Source organism: Enterobacter sp. D2 (assembly GCF_034427575.1).
In the GTDB taxonomy this organism is placed as follows: Bacteria; Pseudomonadota; Gammaproteobacteria; order Enterobacterales; family Enterobacteriaceae; genus Enterobacter; species Enterobacter cloacae_M.
This window is the reverse complement of record NZ_JAXQPP010000001.1, coordinates 1,423,771-1,441,682: the sequence shown is the minus strand read 5'-3', so window position 1 is coordinate 1,441,682 and position 17,912 is coordinate 1,423,771. Positions and strand designations below refer to the sequence as shown.

The following is a 17,912-nucleotide window of genomic DNA, read 5'->3' as shown; positions in this document are numbered from 1 at the left end:
CCCTAGAGTGATGCCGCCGCGCGGGCGGCGGTGTCATACAGGGAGGAGATCGTGCGTAACAGCTGCGCGGTTTCGCCAATCGACTTTCCGGCTATGCCGCTCTCCGCGTGGATCGCAATCAGACACGCTTCCCGCACGTCCCGGTATTTCATGCACAACGCTTTTCCTTCCTCGGTAGTCGAGAAAAAGAGCTCTTTGCCCGCTTTCTCGCTCGTCACGTACCCCGCTTTGACCAGCTTTTTCAGGGCATAGGTCACCACGTGGGTATCTTCCACGTTGAGGACGAAGCAGATATCGGCCAGCTTTTTCTTGCGGTCGCGGTGGTTCACATGATGCAGCAGCGAGACGTCAAATGCGCCCATATCGGGTTCGCCGGCTGCCGTCATGCAGCGCACCATCCATTTATTGAACGCGTTGCTGGTCATGATCAGCGCGTACTCCAGCTCTGACAGCTCCGCGCAGCGCTCGGACACCAGATGGCGGGAAGAGACGATCCGGCCATCGTTGATATCGTCGCGATCGGGTGAAGCACTCTTTTTCGAGGTCATAACGTTCCTTAGCCAGAAATGTAAACTCATCGATAAAATAAGAACATTTTATTGATAATTTGTTTACATGTTTTTGAGGTTCAGATATAGCTTTTTTATCGCAGGTTTTCCGAAACCTGACGAAAAACACAACATCGCTCGCCGCAAATTAAAAAAATAGCCGTCGGCGTGCAACGCTCACTTTCGATAGGGTAAACGTTATGGACGGTACTACGCTGTTGCCGCTGATCGGGATACCGATCGTGGTTATTGGTTTTGCACTGCGCTTCAACCCGCTGCTTGTGGTTGTGGTGGCGGGGCTGGCGACGGGTCTGCTGGTCGGTATGGATTTCGGGATGCTGCTGGAGACCTTTGGCGAAAAGTTCGTGAATAGCCGATCGCTGGCGACCTTCATTCTGATCCTGCCCGTGATTGGTCTGCTGGAATATTACGGTCTCAAGGAGAGCGCCCAGGCCTGGGTGGCGAAGATCGCCAGCGCCACCTCGGCGCGTATTCTGATGCTCTATTTTGTCGCCCGTGAAGGCACCGCCGCGCTGGGGCTGATGTCGCTGGGCGGCCACGCCCAGACGGTACGCCCCCTGCTGGCGCCGATGGCCGAAGGGGCGGCGCTGAACGAATACGGCGAGCTGCCGCAGCACATCCGTGACAAAATCAAAGCCCATGCCGCCGCGTGCGACAACATCGCGGTCTTCTTTGGGGAAGATATCTTTATTGCCTTTGGCGCGGTGCTGCTGATCGACGCGTTCCTGAAAGAAAACGGTATTCCGGGCATCGAACCGCTGCATATCGGCCTGTGGGCTATCCCAACCGCCATTGCGGCACTGGTTATTCATATGACGCGCCTGCTGCGCCTCGATGCCAGCATCCGTCGCGACGTGATGGCCTGGCGTGCTGAGCAGGACACGCAGGAGGCCGCGCAATGATGACGCTTATTACCATTAACCGCGTGTACTACCTGATCGGCTTCGTCGTGATGCTGCTGGTTGTGATGACCCTGCGCGATCGCGCCAATCCGAAGCGTTTTACTACTGCGCTGTTCTGGTTCTTGTTTGGCGGGATCTTCCTGTTTGGCGATCTGATGGTTCAGGAGCTGGGGAAATCGCTGGCGTACCGAATAATCGGCGGGGGCGTTATCGCTATCGCGCTGCTGGCGGGTTTTGGTCTTGTCGGGAAAGGGCACTATCAAATGTCGACCGAAGACGAACGTCTCGCATCGTCAAATCGGCTTAAAAACTGGCTATTCCTGCCGGCGCTGATGATCCCGGTGGTGACGGTTATCGGGACGCTGTTCCTGAAGGGCGTGTCGATTGGCGGCGTGTTCCTGCTCGATCAGAAACAGCTCACCCTCGCGGCGCTGTGCGTGGCCTGCGTGGCGGCGATCCTCACCGGCTGGTGGCTGACCAAAGGCACGCCGCTGCACGCCATTCGCCAGTCTCGTCGTCTTGTCGATACCATCGGCTGGGCGGTGATCCTGCCGCAAATGCTCGCCATGCTCGGCGGCGTGTTCGTGGCGGCCAACACCGGTGATTCGGTGCAGAAGGTGGTGAGCCTGTTTGTGAACCCGGATAACCGCTTTATGCTGGTGGTGATTTACTGCGTAGGGATGGCGCTGTTTACCATGATCATGGGAAATGCGTTTGCGGCCTTCCCGGTGCTGAGCGCCGGCATCGCCTTGCCGTTCCTGATTAACGTGCATCACGGCAACCCGGCGCCGCTGCTGGCGATTGGCATGTACGCGGGCTACTGCGGCACGCTGATGACGCCGATGGCCGCGAACTTCAATATCGTTCCCGCCGCGCTGCTGGAGCTGAAAGACAAATATCAGGTGATCAAGATCCAGATCCCGACCGCGTTAACCCTGCTGGTGGTGAACGTGTTCCTCATGTATTTCCTCGTGTTTCGCTAAGGAGCTGTTATGGAATTAACGCAACATCAGGCCGACGCGTTTGCCCGCATGCCTTTAACCTATTTGCGACAGGAATATCCGAACCACATCATGCACCTGCTGAATGATGATGGCGACGTACTGCCGCCGCGCGAGCTGCACCCGGTTTTCTACGGCTGTTTCGACTGGCACTCGGCGGTACACGGCTACTGGCTGCTGCTGCGCTGCCTGCGCCTCTACCCGGCGCTGCCGTGCCGGGACGCGATCGTCGCGCTTGTCGACGAGCATCTGACCGAAGAGAACGTGGCGAAGGAGCTGGCCTATTTCACCGCGCCGTTCCGCGCCTCGTTTGAGCGCCCGTATGGCTACGGCTGGCTGCTGGCGCTGGCCCAGGAGCTAAAGCAGTCGTCGCTGCCGCAGGCCGCGGTCTGGTATCAAACGCTGGAGCCTTTAACCCAGGATATTCGCGACAGGCTGGTGGATTATCTCGGCAAGCTCACCTATCCGATCCGCGTCGGGACGCACTACAACACGGCGTTTGCCCTGGCGCTGGCGCTGGATTACGCCCGCGCCGTGGAAGATAGCGCGCTCGAACAGGCGATTGTGACGGCGGCGGAGCGGTTTTATCTCGCCGACACGCGTTATCCGGCCCACTACGAGCCCGGCGGTGATGAGTATATTTCCGGGGCGCTGACGGAGGCGCTGCTGATGAGCAAGGTATCTGAAGACTTCCCGGCCTGGTTTGACGCGTTTCTGCCGGAGGTGGGCGCCGTTACGGCGCTGATGAACCCGGCGGAAGTCAGCGATCGTACCGACCCGAAAATTGCCCATCTGGACGGATTAAACCTCAGCCGCGCCTGGTGCATGAAGCATATTGCCAGAGCGCTTCCCGCTAACCATCCGGCGCAGCAGGCGCTGCGCGAGGCGGTAGCGAAACACCTGACGGCTAGCGTTGAGCATGTTGTCGGCAGCCACTACAGCGGCGGGCACTGGCTGGCGAGCTTTGCGCTGCTGGCGCTGGAGTAAACGAACGCGCCGTCTTTCTTGCCGGGTGGCGCTGCGCTTACCCGGCCTACATTGTGCAAAGCTTCCTTGTAGGCCCGTGCAAGCGTAGCGCCGTCGGGCGAATCAGGCTGATGCCCGAACCACAGGGCGAAGCCTAAATTTCTTTGATTTTTAATGCGATCAATACCTTAATCGGTTATTTTTCCGTCATTTGTCTTGAAACAGATATCTTTTTTACTATCGCAAAAGTGTACGATACGCGGCCATATATCCATGTGAAAAGAATGGTTAATATGGCTGTTATACCTTTGTTACCAAAAGAAGGAATCGCGCTCGCATTAGCAAACATGAGGATTGCAAGAGCGCATGGTATGAGTAGAAATATGGCTATCCCTACAACCTATCTTTGGTTTTATCAAAAAGTAAGAAATAAGGGGCCGTGGGATTACAAGCAAGGACACCCTGAGTTAGCAAACTTTGGGAACTTCAATTATGGTTCGGCTGGCTATGCTGCCGGGATACCATCAGAAACGTTATTGATGGGGGCAGGATGGGCGCAGGAAAGAGCTAAAACCTCCAAAAAGAAATGGAGGCACTGGTATCAACAACCGCCATATGGGGATGATCCTCACGATCAGTTTTGGATAAGTCAAGGGATTGAATATGCAAAGAAACACGGTTATTAAACGGCTTCATTGTTTACTCACAACGATTTTATTGATCGTTGTTTGCGGGTTTCTGACATATCAATACTATTTTAATGCACCTCCTCGCGATAGCTTTGCCAGCAAACAGAAACTATCTGATACCGTCACACTGTACATAACAAAGTATGATGACGGAGGAGCTACGGTGTCGGATATTTACCGCTTCTATTTAGATAAAGACAAAAGCGGGAACATTATGAAGGCCCTTAAAGATCGATCGCCGTTCCTTGAAGCCAATACAAGCAATGTTACAGCTTCTGCTTATGGGAACACGGTAAATATAAAAATCACAGGTAAGGTTTATTCATTCACTAATTCGGATCTGTTCTATGCAGATGGTGTAGCGATCATGCCTGTAATTAACATCATAGCAAATGGAATAAGAGATTAATTAGCATAAGGAGTTTTAGAAATGGCTGTACCAGTACACCTCTTTTTGAAAGACGATGGTGGAGCAATGATCCGTGGCGGTTCTGATGTTGCAGACCGTGAAGGAAGCATAGAGCTTAGAGATCTTATCCATAACCTGAGCATTCCAACAGATGAGGCAACAGGTAAACTTACAGGTACAAGGCAACACTCAGCTTTCAGTTTAACAAAAGCAATTGATTCATCTTCACCCTATCTATACAAAGCAGTGGCTACAGGTCAAACGCTTCAAAGTGCTGAATTAAAGTTCTATCACATCAATGATGCTGGTCAGGAAGTGGAATACTTCAATATTCTTATGGAAGGTGTGAAAGTCATTTCAATAACTCCAGTTATGCATGATACAAGAGATTGTCCCGGTACTGGTCACCTGGAAAATGTATCTTTGCGATACGCAAAAATCACATGGAAAATCCTGGACGGAAATATTCAATACACTGATGCGTGGAATGAACGCCTTACAGCGTAGGCGTTATAAACGAGCAGCGCCGGAAGGCGCTGCAACAGTTTACGCTGATGCCCGAACTGCAGGGCGCAGCCGACTCACGCTAAATAACACCGATCCCGTTGAGGCTATCACGGCTATCCACAGCGCAAAATGCACGGCCCGGTCATGGTCTGATTCGGTCGTCGCCAGCAGTACGCCCACCGCGGCGGCACCGAGACACTGGCCGAATGTCCTCACAATCGACAACACGCCGGAGGCGTAGCTGGCATATTCCCGCGCCACGTTAGAGAGCATCTCCCGGTTATTGGGGCTCTGGAAGCAGCCAAACCCAATCCCGCAAACCAGGCTGCGCAGGCAGATGTTCCACGCGGAAGGATTGTCCGGCAGGGTGGCCAGCAGGACCAGCCCACCGACAAAAATCATCAGCCCGATTGTCGAGATTAGCGGCGCGGAAATCGTATCTGCCCAGCGTCCCGCATGCGGCGCGATCAGCACGATGCCAATTGGCCACGGGGTGAACAGCAGCGCGGAGACCACAGGGCTGTAGCCATACACGCTCTGAAACAGGAACGGCAGCGCGACAAAGGTGATGCCCTGACTGACAAACGAGGCCAGCGAGGTCAGCGCGGCGAGGGTGAAGCGCCCGTTGCTGAATATCACCGGGGGCAGTAACGGATGTTGCACGCGCCGGATACGCCAGGTAAAGGCGAAGGCGCTGACCAGCGCGAGAACGCCCCAGAAGACGGCCTGCCGGTTAATGTGTTGCGTCACGTGCTGAAGGCTGTCGGCCATCATGATCGCCGAACCTAACAGGACGGCGGAGAGCACGGCGCCCGGAGCGTCAAAGGAAGTGCGGTCAACGGCCAATTCCCGCGGCAAGGCCCGCCATGCCAGCAGCAGGGCGATGCTGCCCGGAATAAGGTTAATGGCGAACAGCCATTGCCAGCTCAGGGCGTCCAGTATGGTTCCGCCCAGCACGGGGGCAACTGCCGTGCTGGAGGCGATAAGCAGGGCGTGCAGCCCCATAATGCGGCCAAGCAGCCGTCCCGGAAAAACGGATCGCAGGATCGCCGGGGCGATACTCAGTGTGGCCGCGCCGCCGATGCCCTGCAGAATTCGCATCCCGGTTAACATTTCCGGCGTTGTTGCCAGCGCGCAGCCCAGCGAGGTGAGCGTAAAGGTGGCAAGCCCGGCAAGGAATACCCGGCGATAGCCCACGCGCGCCGCCAGCGCGGCGAAAATGGCCAGCGTCATCGCCGCTGACAGCAGATAACCGTTCGCGAACCAGACCGCCACGTTCGCGGGAACCTGCATCGCTCTTGCCATGGAGGGCAGCGCGATGTTGATCATGGTGCCGTCAAAGACGCCCATCAGCGTGGTGGTCATAACGGCGGCCAGGACCCGGGCGCGTTCATGCCCGGGTAAGCCTTCATCGCCGGGCAGGTTTGAAAATAGCGTCATCGTCGTTACTCCGCATAAGAATAGTGATGACGAAACTATAATCATGCGGTATACAGGGCGGAAGACGCAGCATTTGCACTTAATCATTGCATGTAACGCCATATCTGAGGAGCCACCGTGTCCGATCCTGATTTTAACCTTCTGGTTGCGCTCGACGTTTTGCTGGCCGAAGCCAGCGTGGCGGGCGCGGCGCGACGTTTGAACCTCAGTACCTCCGCCATGAGCCGCACCCTGAGCCGGTTACGGGAGGTGACCGGCGATCCGATCCTGGTACGGGCCGGTCGTCACATGGTGCTGACGCCCTGGGCCGAAGCCACGCGGGACCGCGCCAGAAGCGCCGTGCATGAGGCGAGGGCTGTGCTGCAGCCCTCCACCGACGCGCTGAAGGTGGAAAGTCTCGAGCGGCTGTTCACCATCAGAGCCAACGACGGTTTTGTGGTGGCGTTTGGGCCACTGCTGATTGCGGCGGTGGCGAGCGTTGCGCCCGGGGTGTGCATCCGCTTCTCGCCGAAACCTGAAAAAACCTCGCGCTATTTGCGTGAGGGGCTGGTCGACCTGGAGATCGGCGTGCAGAGCAATATGGGGCCGGAAATACGGCTGCAACGGCTCTTTCAGGATCGGTTTGTTGGCGCGGTGCGCAAGGGACATCCGCTGTCATTACAGCCTGACGTCAGCCTTGACGATTATGTCGCGTGGGGCCACGTGGTGGCCTCACCGGACGGATCGCTGCACGGGTTTGTCGATGACGCGCTGGCGGAACGGGGGATAAAGCGCAAGATCGCCAGCGTGGTGCCCGGCTTTCCGACGGCGTTATCCGTGGCGCTGGCCTCCGATCTGATTGCCATGGTGCCGGCGCTGTACCTGCTCAATCAGCCGATGAACGAGCGCGTACACGTCTTTGAACTGCCGCTTAAAACCCGGAGCATTACGGTGTCACAAATGTGGCATCCGCGCATGGAAAGGGATCCGGGGCATCGCTGGCTCAGGGAAAAGGTGCTGGAAGTGTGTCGGGCTGTGCGCTGACGCCTCAGGCCACTTTTCCCGGCACGGAGAGGATGAAGCGCGTCGATACCGCATCCGATTCCACGCAGACTTTTCCGTGGTGCGTGGAGACGATAGACTTCACGATGGCAAGCCCGATCCCGCTGCCTTCACCTTTGCGCTGCCTTGACGGATCGACGCGATAGAAACGGTCAAACAGCTTTGCCAGATGTTCATGAGGGATCGGCGTCCCGGGATTTTCTATTATCAGTTCAACGTCATTCTCCTTTTTTCTGATGGAGACCGTCACCGCTTTTCCCGCTGGCGTATAGCGCAGGGCATTGGAGAGCAGATTATTTACTGCTCTTCTGAACATCTGCGGATCGCCTTCTATCAGGCAGGGCATCCCGTTAAATTTCAGCGTAACGTTGCGTTCTTCCGCCCAGGCTTCGAAAAAATCGAAGACTTTAATGACCTCCGCACTTAAATCAAACATCACCCGGTCAGGGACGAGCTGGTTATTATCCGCCTGCGCCAGGAAAAGCATGTCGCTGACCATCCGGGTCATCCGGTTGTACTCTTCAAGGCTGGAGTACAGAACATCTTCCAGCTCTTTCTGCGAGCGGTTCTGACACAGTGCGATTTCAGTCTGCGTCACCAGATTGGTGATAGGCGTTCTGATCTCGTGCGCGATATCGGCAGAGAAATTGGCCTGGCGGGTAAAGACATCTTCAATCTTTTCGATCATATGGTTGAAGGAGATGACCAGCTGTTCCAGCTCAATCGGAACGCGTGTCGGCTCCAGTCGTGCATCCAGATTTTCGGAGGTGATGTTTTTAATGGCGTTGCTGACGTTACGCAGGGGCAAATGTCCCTGACGAACCGCAATGCGGATGACAAGAATAATCAGCAGGCTGATAACGGCGGCAATCGCCAGAAGGTTTTTTTTCAGCGCCTCAAGGTAGTGGAGATGAAAATTAATGGAGAGCCCGATCAGCATAACGTAGTTCTGGGGTTTGCCCTGAAGCGTCGCCGTGCCTGAGGAGGCGATAATCCGGTACGTTTCCATTTTCATGTCGGACCCGGCGTGCATGTTTTCGGCAGGGTCTTCTACCGTCCAGAGAAACACATCCTGTGCGCGACGGTGTTCGCTAAAGTTCGCCGTGTTCATTGCCGGGCGCAAAGCCGCCCCTTGCGCCGAGCTGAACAGGGTATTGCCCTGCGGATCCAGGAGCAGAACGGCCACGTTGCGGTAGCTGGCCATCGACTCTTTGATCTTGCTGATTTTCTTTTGATCGGGATCGGCCGGAGATTGCAGTATGCGGTGCATCGCGGTGCTGATTTGCTGCAGGTCGCTGATATCCTGCTCCGCGAAATGCTTTTCAACGGAATGCAGCATAAACCAGGTAAAGGCGAAAAAGGCCAGTATCGTGGAGAGGCTGATGAAGAAGGTCAGCCGCAGGGCAAGTGAAAAAGGGCGCCTGGCAAGCTTAACGCGCATCCGGTACCTCCAGCATATAGCCCACGCCGCGCACCGTCTGGATCAGCTTCGGTTCAAAATCGTTATCGATTTTCGCGCGCAGCCGCTTTACCGCCACATCAATCGCGTTAGTGTCGCTGTCAAAATTCATGTCCCACACCTGGGAGGCAATCAGGGAGCGGGGAAGCACCTCACCCTGATGACGCATGAAAAACTCCAGCAGGCTGAACTCTTTGCTGGTTAACAGGATGCGGCTCCCGGCCCGGCTGACTTTTCTCGACACGAGGTCAGCCGTCAGGTCAGCCACCTGAAGCTGGCTTTCCGCAATAACCGTATTTCCGCGCCTCAACAGCGTCCTTACCCGGGCAAGCAGCTCCGCAAAGGCGAAAGGCTTAATCAGATAATCATCCGCGCCCAGCTCAAGTCCTTTAACCCGGTGTTCAATCGTCCCGAGGGCCGTGAGTAACAGGATGGGCATCCCTTTACCGGCCGAGCGGAGCATACGGACAATATCCCAGCCGTTCACATCGGGCAGCATGATATCCAGAATCAGCAGATCGTATTCCGCGGTCATAGCGAGATGATAGCCGTTCAGGCCGTTATCCGCGTGGTCCACAACAAACCCCGCTTCAGTCAGCCCCTTACTCAGGTACTCACCGGTTTTCATTTCGTCTTCGACGATCAGTATTTTCATCGTGCTCCCCTGACTGGCTGCTGATGACATTCTAGTGAGCGTACCGCCGTTAACAATGACTTACGCTAAAAATGACAACATTGTCATTATCCTGTCACCCGTCAAACAGGATGCGTTCCGTAGAGTAGCCCTAAAACTACTCTGGACTTTATTTGAACCGTTATGTTCCTGTTAAAACGACTAAGCATCAGTACGGTATTTATTCTGGCAGGCTGCGTCTCGCTGGCTCCGGAGTACCAGCGGCCGGAAGCACCTGTCCCCCGGCAGTTTTCGCTCTCCCGTAACGGCCTGACGCCCGCGGCGGCTGGGTATCAGGACACCGGCTGGCGCAACTTTTTCGTCGATCCTCAGGTTGCGGGGCTGATTACGGAGGCCCTGAAGAACAATCGCGATCTAAAAATGGCCGCCCTGAAGGTCGAAGAGGCCCGGGCGCAGTTCAACGTGACGGATGCGGATCGCTACCCTCAGCTGAATGCCTCCTCGGGCATCACGTACAGCGGCGGGCTGAAAAGTGACAAACCCACCGCGCAGCAGTACGACGCGGGCCTTGCGCTTAGCTATGAACTCGATTTCTTCGGCAAGCTGAAGAACATGAGCGATGCCGACCGACAAAACTTTTTCGCCAGCGAAGAGGCCCGTCGCGCGGTGCATATCCTGCTCGTCTCTAACGTGTCGCAGAGCTATTTCAACCAGCAGCTGGCGTATAAACAGCTGCGCATCGCGCAGGATACGCTGACAAATTACCAGCAGTCTTATGCTTTCGTTGAGCAGCAGCTGGTGACGGGCAGTACGAGCGTCCTGGCGCTGGAACAGGCCCGGGGACAGATCGAAAGCACGCAGGCAGAGATTGCCAAAAGAGAGGGGGAGCTGGCGCAGGCCAATAATGCCCTGCAGCTGATCCTCGGCACGTATCGCGCGCTCCCGGGCGACGGAGGCATGAACGCCAGCGATGTCGCCCCGGTAAAACTGCCTCCTCATCTTTCCTCCGCGATACTGCTGCAGCGCCCGGATATTATGGAAGCGGAGTATCAGCTTAAAGCAGCCGATGCGAATATCGGCGCGGCGCGTGCCGCCTTTTTCCCGTCCATATCACTCACCAGCGAGATTTCAACCGGAAGCACGGAGTTGTCCAGCCTGTTCACGTCAGGGAGCGGGATGTGGAATTTTATTCCTAAAATCGAAATTCCCATTTTTAATGCGGGCAGAAATAAGGCCAACCTGAAGCTGGCCGAAATTCGCCAGCAGCAGTCGGTGGTTAATTACGAACAAAAAATTCAGTCCGCCTTTAAACAGGTTGCCGACGCGCTCGCGCTGCGGGACAGCATTAACCAGCAGCTTGCTGCACAACAGCGGTATCTGGATTCGCTCCGCATCACGCTTCAACGTGCCAGAGGGTTATATTCCAGCGGCGCGGTCAGCTATATCGAAGTGCTTGACGCGGAGCGTTCTCTTTTCTCTACCCAGCAAAATATTCTCGACCTTATTTATGCCCGGCAGGTTAATGAAATTAATCTCTTCACCGCGCTCGGCGGCGGTTGGGTCGAATAACGTAATTTAATTAAACAGGAAAATAACCATGCGCAATTCACTTAAGGCCGTTGTATTTGGTGCGATCTCCATTGTGTTTTCTGCCAGCCTCCAGGCTGAGGTTCATCAGCACGAGATGATGAGTGCTGCCAGCGAAGGGACCTCAGAGCAGGTCATCACGGGAACCGGCATCGTGAAGGACATTGATCTCACGAATAAAAAAGTCACGATTTCCCATGAAGCGATCCCGGAAATTGGCTGGCCCGCGATGACCATGCGTTTTACCTTTATTCAGGCTGACGAGAGTATCAATGCCTTAAAAGTCGGCAGCCACGTGAATTTCTCGTTTGTTCAGCAGGGCAATCTCTCTTTACTCAAGAGCATTAAATAGCGAGACGCGGCATGGCCTCATTAAAAATAAAATATGCTGCCGTGATAGTCAGCAGCCTTATTGCGGGAGGGCTGATATCAGTGTCGGCATGGCAGGTTTTTCATTCATCTGTAAAAATGGAAAATAGCGCACCAGAAAGAAAGGTACTTTTCTGGTATGACCCGATGAAGCCAGACGTAAAATTCGATAAGCCCGGTAAATCGCCGTTTATGGATATGGATCTGGTACCGAAATATGCGGATGAAAACGACAATAAAAGCAGTGCCGGTATCCGTATTGATCCGACACAGGTTCAGAACCTGGGATTAAAAACGCAAAAGGTGACGCGCGGAACGCTGAACTATGCCCAGACCATCCCGGCCAACGTCAGCTACAACGACTATCAGTTTGTCATTGTGCAGGCGCGCGCGGAAGGCTTTGTGGAAAAAGTGTACCCGCTGACGACGGGCGATAAGGTGAAGAAAGGCACGCCGCTCGTTGATATAACCATTCCTGACTGGGTAGAGGCGCAGAGCGAGTTTCTGCTGTTATCCGGTACCGGCGGAACGCCGACGCAAATCAAAGGGGTTCTCGAACGGCTTCGGCTGGCGGGTATGTCGGATGAGGATATTCAGAGGCTGCGTGCGACCCGCACTATCCAGACCCGGTTTACCATCAGGGCGCCGATCGACGGAGCGATCACGGCCTTTGACCTGCGTACCGGCATGAATATTTCCAAAGATAAGGTGGTGGCGCAAATTCAGGGGATGGATCCGGTCTGGATCGGCGCGGCAGTGCCTGAATCCATTGCTTATCTGCTGAAAGAGACCTCGCAGTTTGCGGTTTCGATACCGGCTTATCCGGATAAATCCTTCCCGGTTGAAAAATGGAGTCTTCTGCCGAGCGTGGATCCAACCACCCGTACGCTGCAGGTGCGCCTGCAGGTCGATAACAAGGATGAGCTGCTTAAACCGGGCATGAATGCCTACCTGAAGCTGAATACCCAAAGCCAGGAAATGCTGCTGATCCCCACCCAGGCCGTTATCGATACCGGCAAAGAACAGCGCGTTATTACGGTTGATGCGGACGGGAATTTTGTCCCGAAAAGGATCCACGTTCTGCATGAGTCTCAGCAGCAGTCCGGCATTGGTAGCGGACTGGAAGAGGGGGAGTCGGTAGTGGTCAGCGGTCTGTTCCTGATTGACTCGGAGGCCAATATTACCGGCGCGCTGGAGCGCATGCGTCACGCTGAAGCTGCTGACGGCGCGCACTCTGGCCATTAAGGAGACGATGATGATTGAATGGATTATCCGGCGGTCGGTCGCCAACCGTTTCCTGGTCATGATGGGGGCGCTGTTCCTCAGCGTCTGGGGCACCTGGACGATTATTAACACGCCAGTCGATGCCTTGCCCGATCTCTCTGACGTTCAGGTGATTATCAAAACCAGCTATCCCGGCCAGGCCCCGCAGATTGTTGAAAACCAGGTCACCTATCCACTCACGACCACCATGCTGTCGGTTCCCGGCGCAAAGACCGTGCGCGGTTTTTCGCAGTTTGGCGATTCGTACGTGTACGTCATTTTTGAAGACGGCACCGATTTGTACTGGGCCCGTTCGCGCGTGCTGGAATATCTGAACCAGGTTCAGGGCAAGCTGCCTGCCGGCGTGAGCTCTGAAATTGGTCCAGATGCCACGGGCGTGGGCTGGATATTTGAGTATGCGCTGGTGGATCGCAGCGGAAAACACGATCTCGCTGAGTTGCGCTCATTGCAGGACTGGTTCCTGAAATTTGAATTGAAAACTATCCCGAACGTGGCCGAAGTGGCCTCCGTCGGCGGCGTGGTGAAGCAGTATCAGATCCAGGTTAATCCGTTAAAACTGGCTCAGTACGGCATTAGCCTGCCGGAGGTTAAGCAGGCCCTTGAGTCGTCTAACCAGGAGGCGGGGGGATCGTCAGTTGAAATGGCGGAAGCGGAGTATATGGTCCGCGCCAGCGGCTATCTGCAGACGATGGACGATTTCAGTAACATCGTTCTGAAAGCCGGCGAGAACGGGGTACCGATTTACCTTCGCGATGTTGCCCGCGTACAAACGGGTCCGGAAATGCGCCGCGGTATTGCCGAGCTGAACGGGCAGGGGGAAGTTGCGGGTGGCGTGGTCATCCTGCGTTCGGGAAAAAATGCGCGCGAAGTCATCACGACGGTGAGAGATAAGCTTGAGACGCTGAAGGCCAGCCTGCCGGAAGGGGTTGAGATTGTGACCACCTACGATCGCAGCCAGCTCATCGATCGGGCAATCGACAACCTGAGTTCCAAACTGCTCGAAGAGTTTATCGTGGTGGCGATTGTTTGCGCCCTGTTCCTGTGGCACGTTCGATCTGCGCTGGTCGCGATTATCTCTATGCCGCTTGGCCTGTGTATTGCCTTTATCGTCATGCATTTCCAGGGGCTGAACGCCAACATTATGTCGCTGGGAGGCATTGCCATTGCCGTCGGCGCGATGGTGGATGCCGCCATCGTCATGATTGAAAACGCGCACAAACGGCTCGAAGAGTGGGATCACCAGCATCCGGAAGAGCAGATTGATAACGCCACCCGCTGGAAGGTGATCACCAATGCCTCTGTCGAGGTTGGCCCGGCGCTGTTTATCAGCCTGCTGATCATCACCTTATCCTTCATTCCCATCTTTACTCTTGAGGGGCAGGAAGGGCGGCTGTTTGGTCCGCTGGCTTTCACCAAAACGTACTCCATGGCGGGTGCGGCTGCGCTGGCCATCATCGTTATCCCCATCCTGATGGGGTTCTGGATCCGGGGTAAGATTCCCGCAGAGACCAGTAACCCGTTGAACAGGCTACTGATTAAAGCCTACCATCCGCTACTGATTAAGGTGCTCCGCTGGCCAAAAACAACCCTGCTGGTTGCGGCTTTGTCCATCTTCACGGTGATCTGGCCTCTCAGCCAGGTGGGCGGCGAATTCCTGCCGAAGATTAATGAAGGCGATCTGCTGTATATGCCGTCAACGTTGCCGGGCGTTTCTCCGGCAGAAGCGGCCGCGCTGTTACAGACCACGGACAAACTCATCAAAACCGTACCTGAAGTGGCCTCGGTGTTTGGCAAAACCGGCAAGGCCGAAACGGCAACGGATTCCGCGCCGCTCGAAATGGTGGAGACCACGATTCAGCTCAAGCCTGAGGATCAGTGGCGGCCCGGCATGACGATTGACAAGATTATTGACGAGCTCGATAAGACCGTTCGATTGCCCGGCCTGGCGAACCTCTGGGTTCCGCCCATTCGTAACCGCATCGATATGCTTTCGACCGGGATCAAAAGCCCGATTGGTATCAAGGTGTCGGGTACCGTTTTGTCGGATATCGACGCCACGGCGCAGAGTATCGAGACGGTAGCCAAAACGGTGCCGGGCGTGGTGTCTGCCCTGGCTGAACGTCTGGAGGGCGGGCGCTACATTGACGTCGATATCAACCGGGAAAAAGCCTCGCGCTATGGGATGACGGTGGGCGATGTGCAGCTCTTTGTCTCCTCGGCCATCGGCGGCGCGACGGTAGGGGAAACGGTGGAAGGCGTCGCCCGGTACCCGATTAATATCCGCTATCCTCAGGACTACCGGAACAGCCCGAGCACGTTAAAGCAGATGCCGATCCTGACGCCGATGAAACAGCAGATCACGCTGGGCGATGTGGCGGATATCAACGTGGTTTCCGGCCCCACGATGCTGAAAACGGAGAATGCCCGGCCTGCAAGCTGGATTTATATTGATGCCCGCGGCAGGGATATGGTGTCGGTGGTGAACGACATTAAGACGGCTATTAGTCAGAACGTAAAGCTGAGGCCGGGCACCAGCCTCTCATTCTCCGGGCAGTTTGAGCTGCTCGAACACGCCAACAAGAAACTGAAGCTGATGGTGCCGATGACGGTGATGATCATCTTTATTCTGCTGTATCTGGCGTTCCGTCGCGTGGATGAAGCGCTGCTGATCCTGATGAGTCTGCCGTTCGCCCTGGTCGGGGGAATTTGGTTCCTTTACTGGCAGGGCTTCCATATGTCTGTGGCAACCGGCACCGGTTTTATCGCTCTGGCCGGGGTGGCAGCAGAATTTGGGGTGGTCATGCTGATGTATTTGCGTCATGCCGTTGAGGCTCAGCCAGCGTTGTCCCATCGGGACACGTTCACAGAACAGGCGCTGGATGACGCCCTTTACCATGGCGCCGTGCTGCGCGTGCGGCCAAAGGCAATGACCGTCGCGGTGATCATTGCCGGTCTGCTGCCCATTCTTTGGGGGACGGGCGCAGGGTCAGAAGTCATGAGTCGGATAGCGGCACCTATGATTGGCGGGATGATCACGGCGCCGCTGTTATCGCTATTTATTATTCCGGCGGCGTACAAGTTAATCTGGCTGCGCAGGCAGAGAAAGGCATAATAGAATCCCGCCAATAGTGGCGGGATTCTTATGGGAAGAATTCTCAGCTGAATATTTAAGCTTCACGATATCGCTTTGCTCAAATCATTAATATTGTTTGTTAGGTCTACACGTCTTTAGCGGGTTTCAGCACTTCGAGTAACTGAATGATATCCATGACGTTAACTCATTTAAAAGAAAAGTAGTATAACTCCAAACCATAACCGTACGTCACGCATAGTGTCAGCAAACGAAAGATATGGGAGGGGACTTAATTCTATATTCCTATTATTTTATTAGAGTCATAACCATCTTAGACAAAGAAGATATTTAACATAATATACATTATGCGCACTAATATGAGGCACGGTAAACAGATCGCGGTTTAGCTGTGGGTATTGTTTAAGCGCCTGTAAAATAAAGGGCGTTAAATTATCGAAACCGACAAGCGTATGGGTTAATAACTCATCAATACTTTCCGGAGCACCACGCCGTGACAGATAGACTGGCGCGACATTGATCCGTGACGAATGGGATGTTCGGGCATTGCGCCGCAGCGTTCCGGGAACTGACGCCCATAACAAAAGCATTACGTGGATAAGCGGCGATGCGCAGAATGCCGAACAGGTTCAGGCAGCGGCGTCAAAATGCAGCGTGATTGTCCATGCCGTTAACCCGCCGGGTTATCGAAACTGGGAACAGCTGGTTTTGCCCATGCTGCATAACACCATCAACGCAGCGGAGCGAAATGGTGCATTAATCGTTCTGCCGGGGACGATTTATAACTACGGCCCGGATGCTTTCCCCCTCTTACGTGAGGATTCCCTTCAGGATCCGGTTACCCGAAAAGGAGCCATACCGTGCAAATGGAGCAGGAGCTCGCAGCCTATGCACAGCGTGGCGGAAAGGTGCTGATTTTGCGGGCTGGCGACTTTTTTGGTCCCCTCGCAGGCAACAACTGGTTTTCACAGGGACTGGTAAAACCGGGGCATCCACCGAAGGTCATTAAAAATCCCGGGCAAACCGGCGCAGGCCATCAGTGGGCCTATCTGCCGGATGTCGCCGAAACGCTCGCAGCACTGCTGGCGCGGCGGGATGATCTCGAACCGTTTGCCTGTTTCCATATGCGTGGACACTGGGATCCTGATGGGACAACGATGACCACAGCTATAAAGCACGTCGCGGAGCATGCCGGTATTAAGGCGAAGGTGAAGTCATTTCCATGGTGGCTGGTTTCTGCAATGAGTCCGTTTAACACCACGCTGCGTGAAATGCGGGAGATGCGCTATCTCTGGGAGCAGACAATAGAGATGGATAATTCAAAACTGATCGCCTTTTTAGGTCATGAACCGCAGACCCCCCTTACCGAGGCCGTGCGTTCTACATTAGCAGGCCTGGGGTGTATTTAACATAACCTGCACGTTTAGAAAAGGTTGAAAGACGTCTGATATACTTCAGCTTTTGAAAAACGCTGCCGTAAGCAAATGGAAATTGAATTAAATAAGAGTGTTAAAGAGAGAGTTTTCCATGCTGTCATTTTTGAAGTGACGGCCAACGTTGTCATCGCGCTGTCTCTCGCCAGGCTGATGAACGTGTCGGTACTCCAGTCAGGCTCGTTGTCCGTGATATCCGCCCTTACCGCCACGGTCTGGAATTTTATTTTTAATAAGCTCTTTGACTCCCTGCAGAAAAAACATCAGTTTCAGCGCACATTTCTCGTTCGCGCAATCCATGCGGTTGGTTTTGAAACGGGACTTATCATCTCCTTAATCCCTGTGGCAATGGTTATGCTGAACCTGACCGTGGCTGAGGCATTTTTTGTTGAGATTGGTCTGGTGCTGTTTTTCCTGCCCTATACGATGCTGTTTAACTGGCTTTACGACTACCTGCGCTGGACATTCGTTGGACGAAAGCGTTCGGCGTTATAGCTAAGTGAATCAATGTAAAAAATGATGAGGAAGAAA

The 17,912-nt window shown here is 54.7% G+C and carries 16 protein-coding genes and 1 pseudogene; 13 read left to right on the top strand and 4 right to left on the bottom strand.

What is annotated here, in order from left to right; genetic code table 11:
- Nucleotides 1-2: 2 nt before the first annotated feature.
- A complete protein-coding gene (locus SPG90_RS07020) occupies nucleotides 3-548 on the bottom strand; it encodes a winged helix DNA-binding protein (RefSeq protein WP_023311843.1) in 546 nt (181 codons plus the stop codon).
- 200 nt (nucleotides 549-748) lie between these two features.
- On the opposite strand from SPG90_RS07020, the gene SPG90_RS07015 reads away from it, so the two are divergent.
- The 6 genes from SPG90_RS07015 (at nucleotide 749) to SPG90_RS06990 (ending at nucleotide 5,043) form a co-directional block, all read left to right on the top strand.
- The gene (locus tag SPG90_RS07015) at nucleotides 749-1,471 is read left to right on the top strand and encodes a DUF969 domain-containing protein (RefSeq protein WP_126303337.1); all 723 of its coding nucleotides are present in this window, start codon (nucleotides 749-751) and stop codon (nucleotides 1,469-1,471) included.
- Nucleotides 1,468-2,454 (top strand): DUF979 domain-containing protein, encoded by a 987-nt coding sequence (locus SPG90_RS07010; RefSeq protein WP_045399814.1) that lies wholly within the window; start codon nucleotides 1,468-1,470, stop codon nucleotides 2,452-2,454. Before SPG90_RS07015 ends, SPG90_RS07010 begins: the two co-directional genes overlap by 4 nt.
- Before the next feature lie 9 nt (nucleotides 2,455-2,463).
- Nucleotides 2,464-3,459: a DUF2891 domain-containing protein gene (locus tag SPG90_RS07005; protein WP_045399812.1), complete on the top strand. Its 996-nt coding sequence runs from the start codon at nucleotides 2,464-2,466 to the stop codon at nucleotides 3,457-3,459.
- A gap of 263 nt (nucleotides 3,460-3,722) precedes the next feature.
- Nucleotides 3,723-4,124, top strand: coding sequence for a polymorphic toxin type 44 domain-containing protein (locus SPG90_RS07000; protein ID WP_322408045.1), 402 nt, complete (start codon nucleotides 3,723-3,725; stop codon nucleotides 4,122-4,124).
- Nucleotides 4,102-4,536 (top strand): hypothetical protein, encoded by a 435-nt coding sequence (locus SPG90_RS06995; protein ID WP_322408044.1) that lies wholly within the window; start codon nucleotides 4,102-4,104, stop codon nucleotides 4,534-4,536. Before SPG90_RS07000 ends, SPG90_RS06995 begins: the two co-directional genes overlap by 23 nt.
- Before the next feature lie 21 nt (nucleotides 4,537-4,557).
- Nucleotides 4,558-5,043: an Hcp family type VI secretion system effector gene (locus SPG90_RS06990; RefSeq protein ID WP_023311839.1), complete on the top strand. Its 486-nt coding sequence runs from the start codon at nucleotides 4,558-4,560 to the stop codon at nucleotides 5,041-5,043.
- A gap of 39 nt (nucleotides 5,044-5,082) precedes the next feature.
- Here SPG90_RS06990 and SPG90_RS06985 read toward each other — a convergent pair whose 3' ends face one another.
- The gene (locus tag SPG90_RS06985) at nucleotides 5,083-6,483 is read right to left on the bottom strand and encodes an MFS transporter (RefSeq protein ID WP_126303336.1); all 1,401 of its coding nucleotides are present in this window, start codon (nucleotides 6,481-6,483) and stop codon (nucleotides 5,083-5,085) included.
- Between the two features lie 117 nt (nucleotides 6,484-6,600).
- Between SPG90_RS06985 and SPG90_RS06980 the strand changes: the two genes are divergently transcribed.
- Nucleotides 6,601-7,506, top strand: a complete 906-nt coding sequence (locus SPG90_RS06980; protein WP_126303334.1) for a LysR family transcriptional regulator — start codon at nucleotides 6,601-6,603, stop codon at nucleotides 7,504-7,506.
- 4 nt (nucleotides 7,507-7,510) lie between these two features.
- Here SPG90_RS06980 and SPG90_RS06975 read toward each other — a convergent pair whose 3' ends face one another.
- On the bottom strand, nucleotides 7,511-8,965 hold the full coding sequence (locus tag SPG90_RS06975) for a Cu(+)/Ag(+) sensor histidine kinase (protein ID WP_126303333.1): 1,455 nt from the start codon (nucleotides 8,963-8,965) through the stop codon (nucleotides 7,511-7,513).
- Entirely contained in the window at nucleotides 8,955-9,638 is a 684-nt protein-coding gene (locus SPG90_RS06970) for a copper/silver response regulator transcription factor (protein WP_322408043.1), read from the bottom strand. The genes SPG90_RS06975 and SPG90_RS06970 overlap by 11 nt, the downstream gene beginning before the upstream one ends.
- Before the next feature lie 162 nt (nucleotides 9,639-9,800).
- On the opposite strand from SPG90_RS06970, the gene SPG90_RS06965 reads away from it, so the two are divergent.
- The 6 genes and pseudogenes from SPG90_RS06965 to SPG90_RS06940 all read left to right on the top strand — a co-directional run bounded on the left by SPG90_RS06965 (nucleotide 9,801) and on the right by SPG90_RS06940 (nucleotide 17,876).
- Nucleotides 9,801-11,186, top strand: a complete 1,386-nt coding sequence (locus SPG90_RS06965; RefSeq protein ID WP_126303331.1) for an efflux transporter outer membrane subunit — start codon at nucleotides 9,801-9,803, stop codon at nucleotides 11,184-11,186.
- Between the two features lie 28 nt (nucleotides 11,187-11,214).
- The gene (gene cusF / locus SPG90_RS06960; RefSeq protein WP_045399352.1) at nucleotides 11,215-11,556 is read left to right on the top strand and encodes a cation efflux system protein CusF; all 342 of its coding nucleotides are present in this window, start codon (nucleotides 11,215-11,217) and stop codon (nucleotides 11,554-11,556) included.
- An 11-nt stretch (nucleotides 11,557-11,567) separates the two neighbouring features.
- Nucleotides 11,568-12,818, top strand: a complete 1,251-nt coding sequence (locus SPG90_RS06955; RefSeq protein ID WP_322408042.1) for an efflux RND transporter periplasmic adaptor subunit — start codon at nucleotides 11,568-11,570, stop codon at nucleotides 12,816-12,818.
- 10 nt (nucleotides 12,819-12,828) lie between these two features.
- Complete coding sequence (silA, locus tag SPG90_RS06950) at nucleotides 12,829-15,969, top strand: Cu(+)/Ag(+) efflux RND transporter permease subunit SilA (protein ID WP_126303327.1); 3,141 nt, start codon at nucleotides 12,829-12,831, stop codon at nucleotides 15,967-15,969.
- Nucleotides 15,970-16,464: 495 nt separating this feature from the next.
- Nucleotides 16,465-17,357, top strand: a pseudogene (locus SPG90_RS06945) (NAD-dependent epimerase); the annotation flags it as partial.
- 75 nt (nucleotides 17,358-17,432) lie between these two features.
- Entirely contained in the window at nucleotides 17,433-17,876 is a 444-nt protein-coding gene (locus SPG90_RS06940) for a PACE efflux transporter (RefSeq protein WP_126303323.1), read from the top strand.
- The last annotated feature ends 36 nt before the right edge of the window (nucleotides 17,877-17,912 follow it).

Coding starts and splice junctions, on each gene's coding strand:
- SPG90_RS07020 (WP_023311843.1), bottom strand. CDS start 548: ATGACCTCGAAAAAGAGTGCTTCACCCGATCGCGACGATATCAACGAT.
- SPG90_RS06990 (WP_023311839.1), top strand. CDS start 4,558: ATGGCTGTACCAGTACACCTCTTTTTGAAAGACGATGGTGGAGCAATG.
- SPG90_RS06995 (WP_322408044.1), top strand. CDS start 4,102: ATGCAAAGAAACACGGTTATTAAACGGCTTCATTGTTTACTCACAACG.
- SPG90_RS06975 (WP_126303333.1), bottom strand. CDS start 8,965: ATGCGCGTTAAGCTTGCCAGGCGCCCTTTTTCACTTGCCCTGCGGCTG.
- cusF (WP_045399352.1), top strand. CDS start 11,215: ATGCGCAATTCACTTAAGGCCGTTGTATTTGGTGCGATCTCCATTGTG.
- SPG90_RS06985 (WP_126303336.1), bottom strand. CDS start 6,483: ATGACGCTATTTTCAAACCTGCCCGGCGATGAAGGCTTACCCGGGCAT.
- SPG90_RS06955 (WP_322408042.1), top strand. CDS start 11,568: ATGGCCTCATTAAAAATAAAATATGCTGCCGTGATAGTCAGCAGCCTT.
- SPG90_RS07000 (WP_322408045.1), top strand. CDS start 3,723: ATGGTTAATATGGCTGTTATACCTTTGTTACCAAAAGAAGGAATCGCG.
- SPG90_RS07010 (WP_045399814.1), top strand. CDS start 1,468: ATGATGACGCTTATTACCATTAACCGCGTGTACTACCTGATCGGCTTC.
- SPG90_RS07015 (WP_126303337.1), top strand. CDS start 749: ATGGACGGTACTACGCTGTTGCCGCTGATCGGGATACCGATCGTGGTT.
- SPG90_RS06970 (WP_322408043.1), bottom strand. CDS start 9,638: ATGAAAATACTGATCGTCGAAGACGAAATGAAAACCGGTGAGTACCTG.
- silA (WP_126303327.1), top strand. CDS start 12,829: ATGATTGAATGGATTATCCGGCGGTCGGTCGCCAACCGTTTCCTGGTC.
- SPG90_RS06965 (WP_126303331.1), top strand. CDS start 9,801: ATGTTCCTGTTAAAACGACTAAGCATCAGTACGGTATTTATTCTGGCA.
- SPG90_RS06940 (WP_126303323.1), top strand. CDS start 17,433: ATGGAAATTGAATTAAATAAGAGTGTTAAAGAGAGAGTTTTCCATGCT.
- SPG90_RS07005 (WP_045399812.1), top strand. CDS start 2,464: ATGGAATTAACGCAACATCAGGCCGACGCGTTTGCCCGCATGCCTTTA.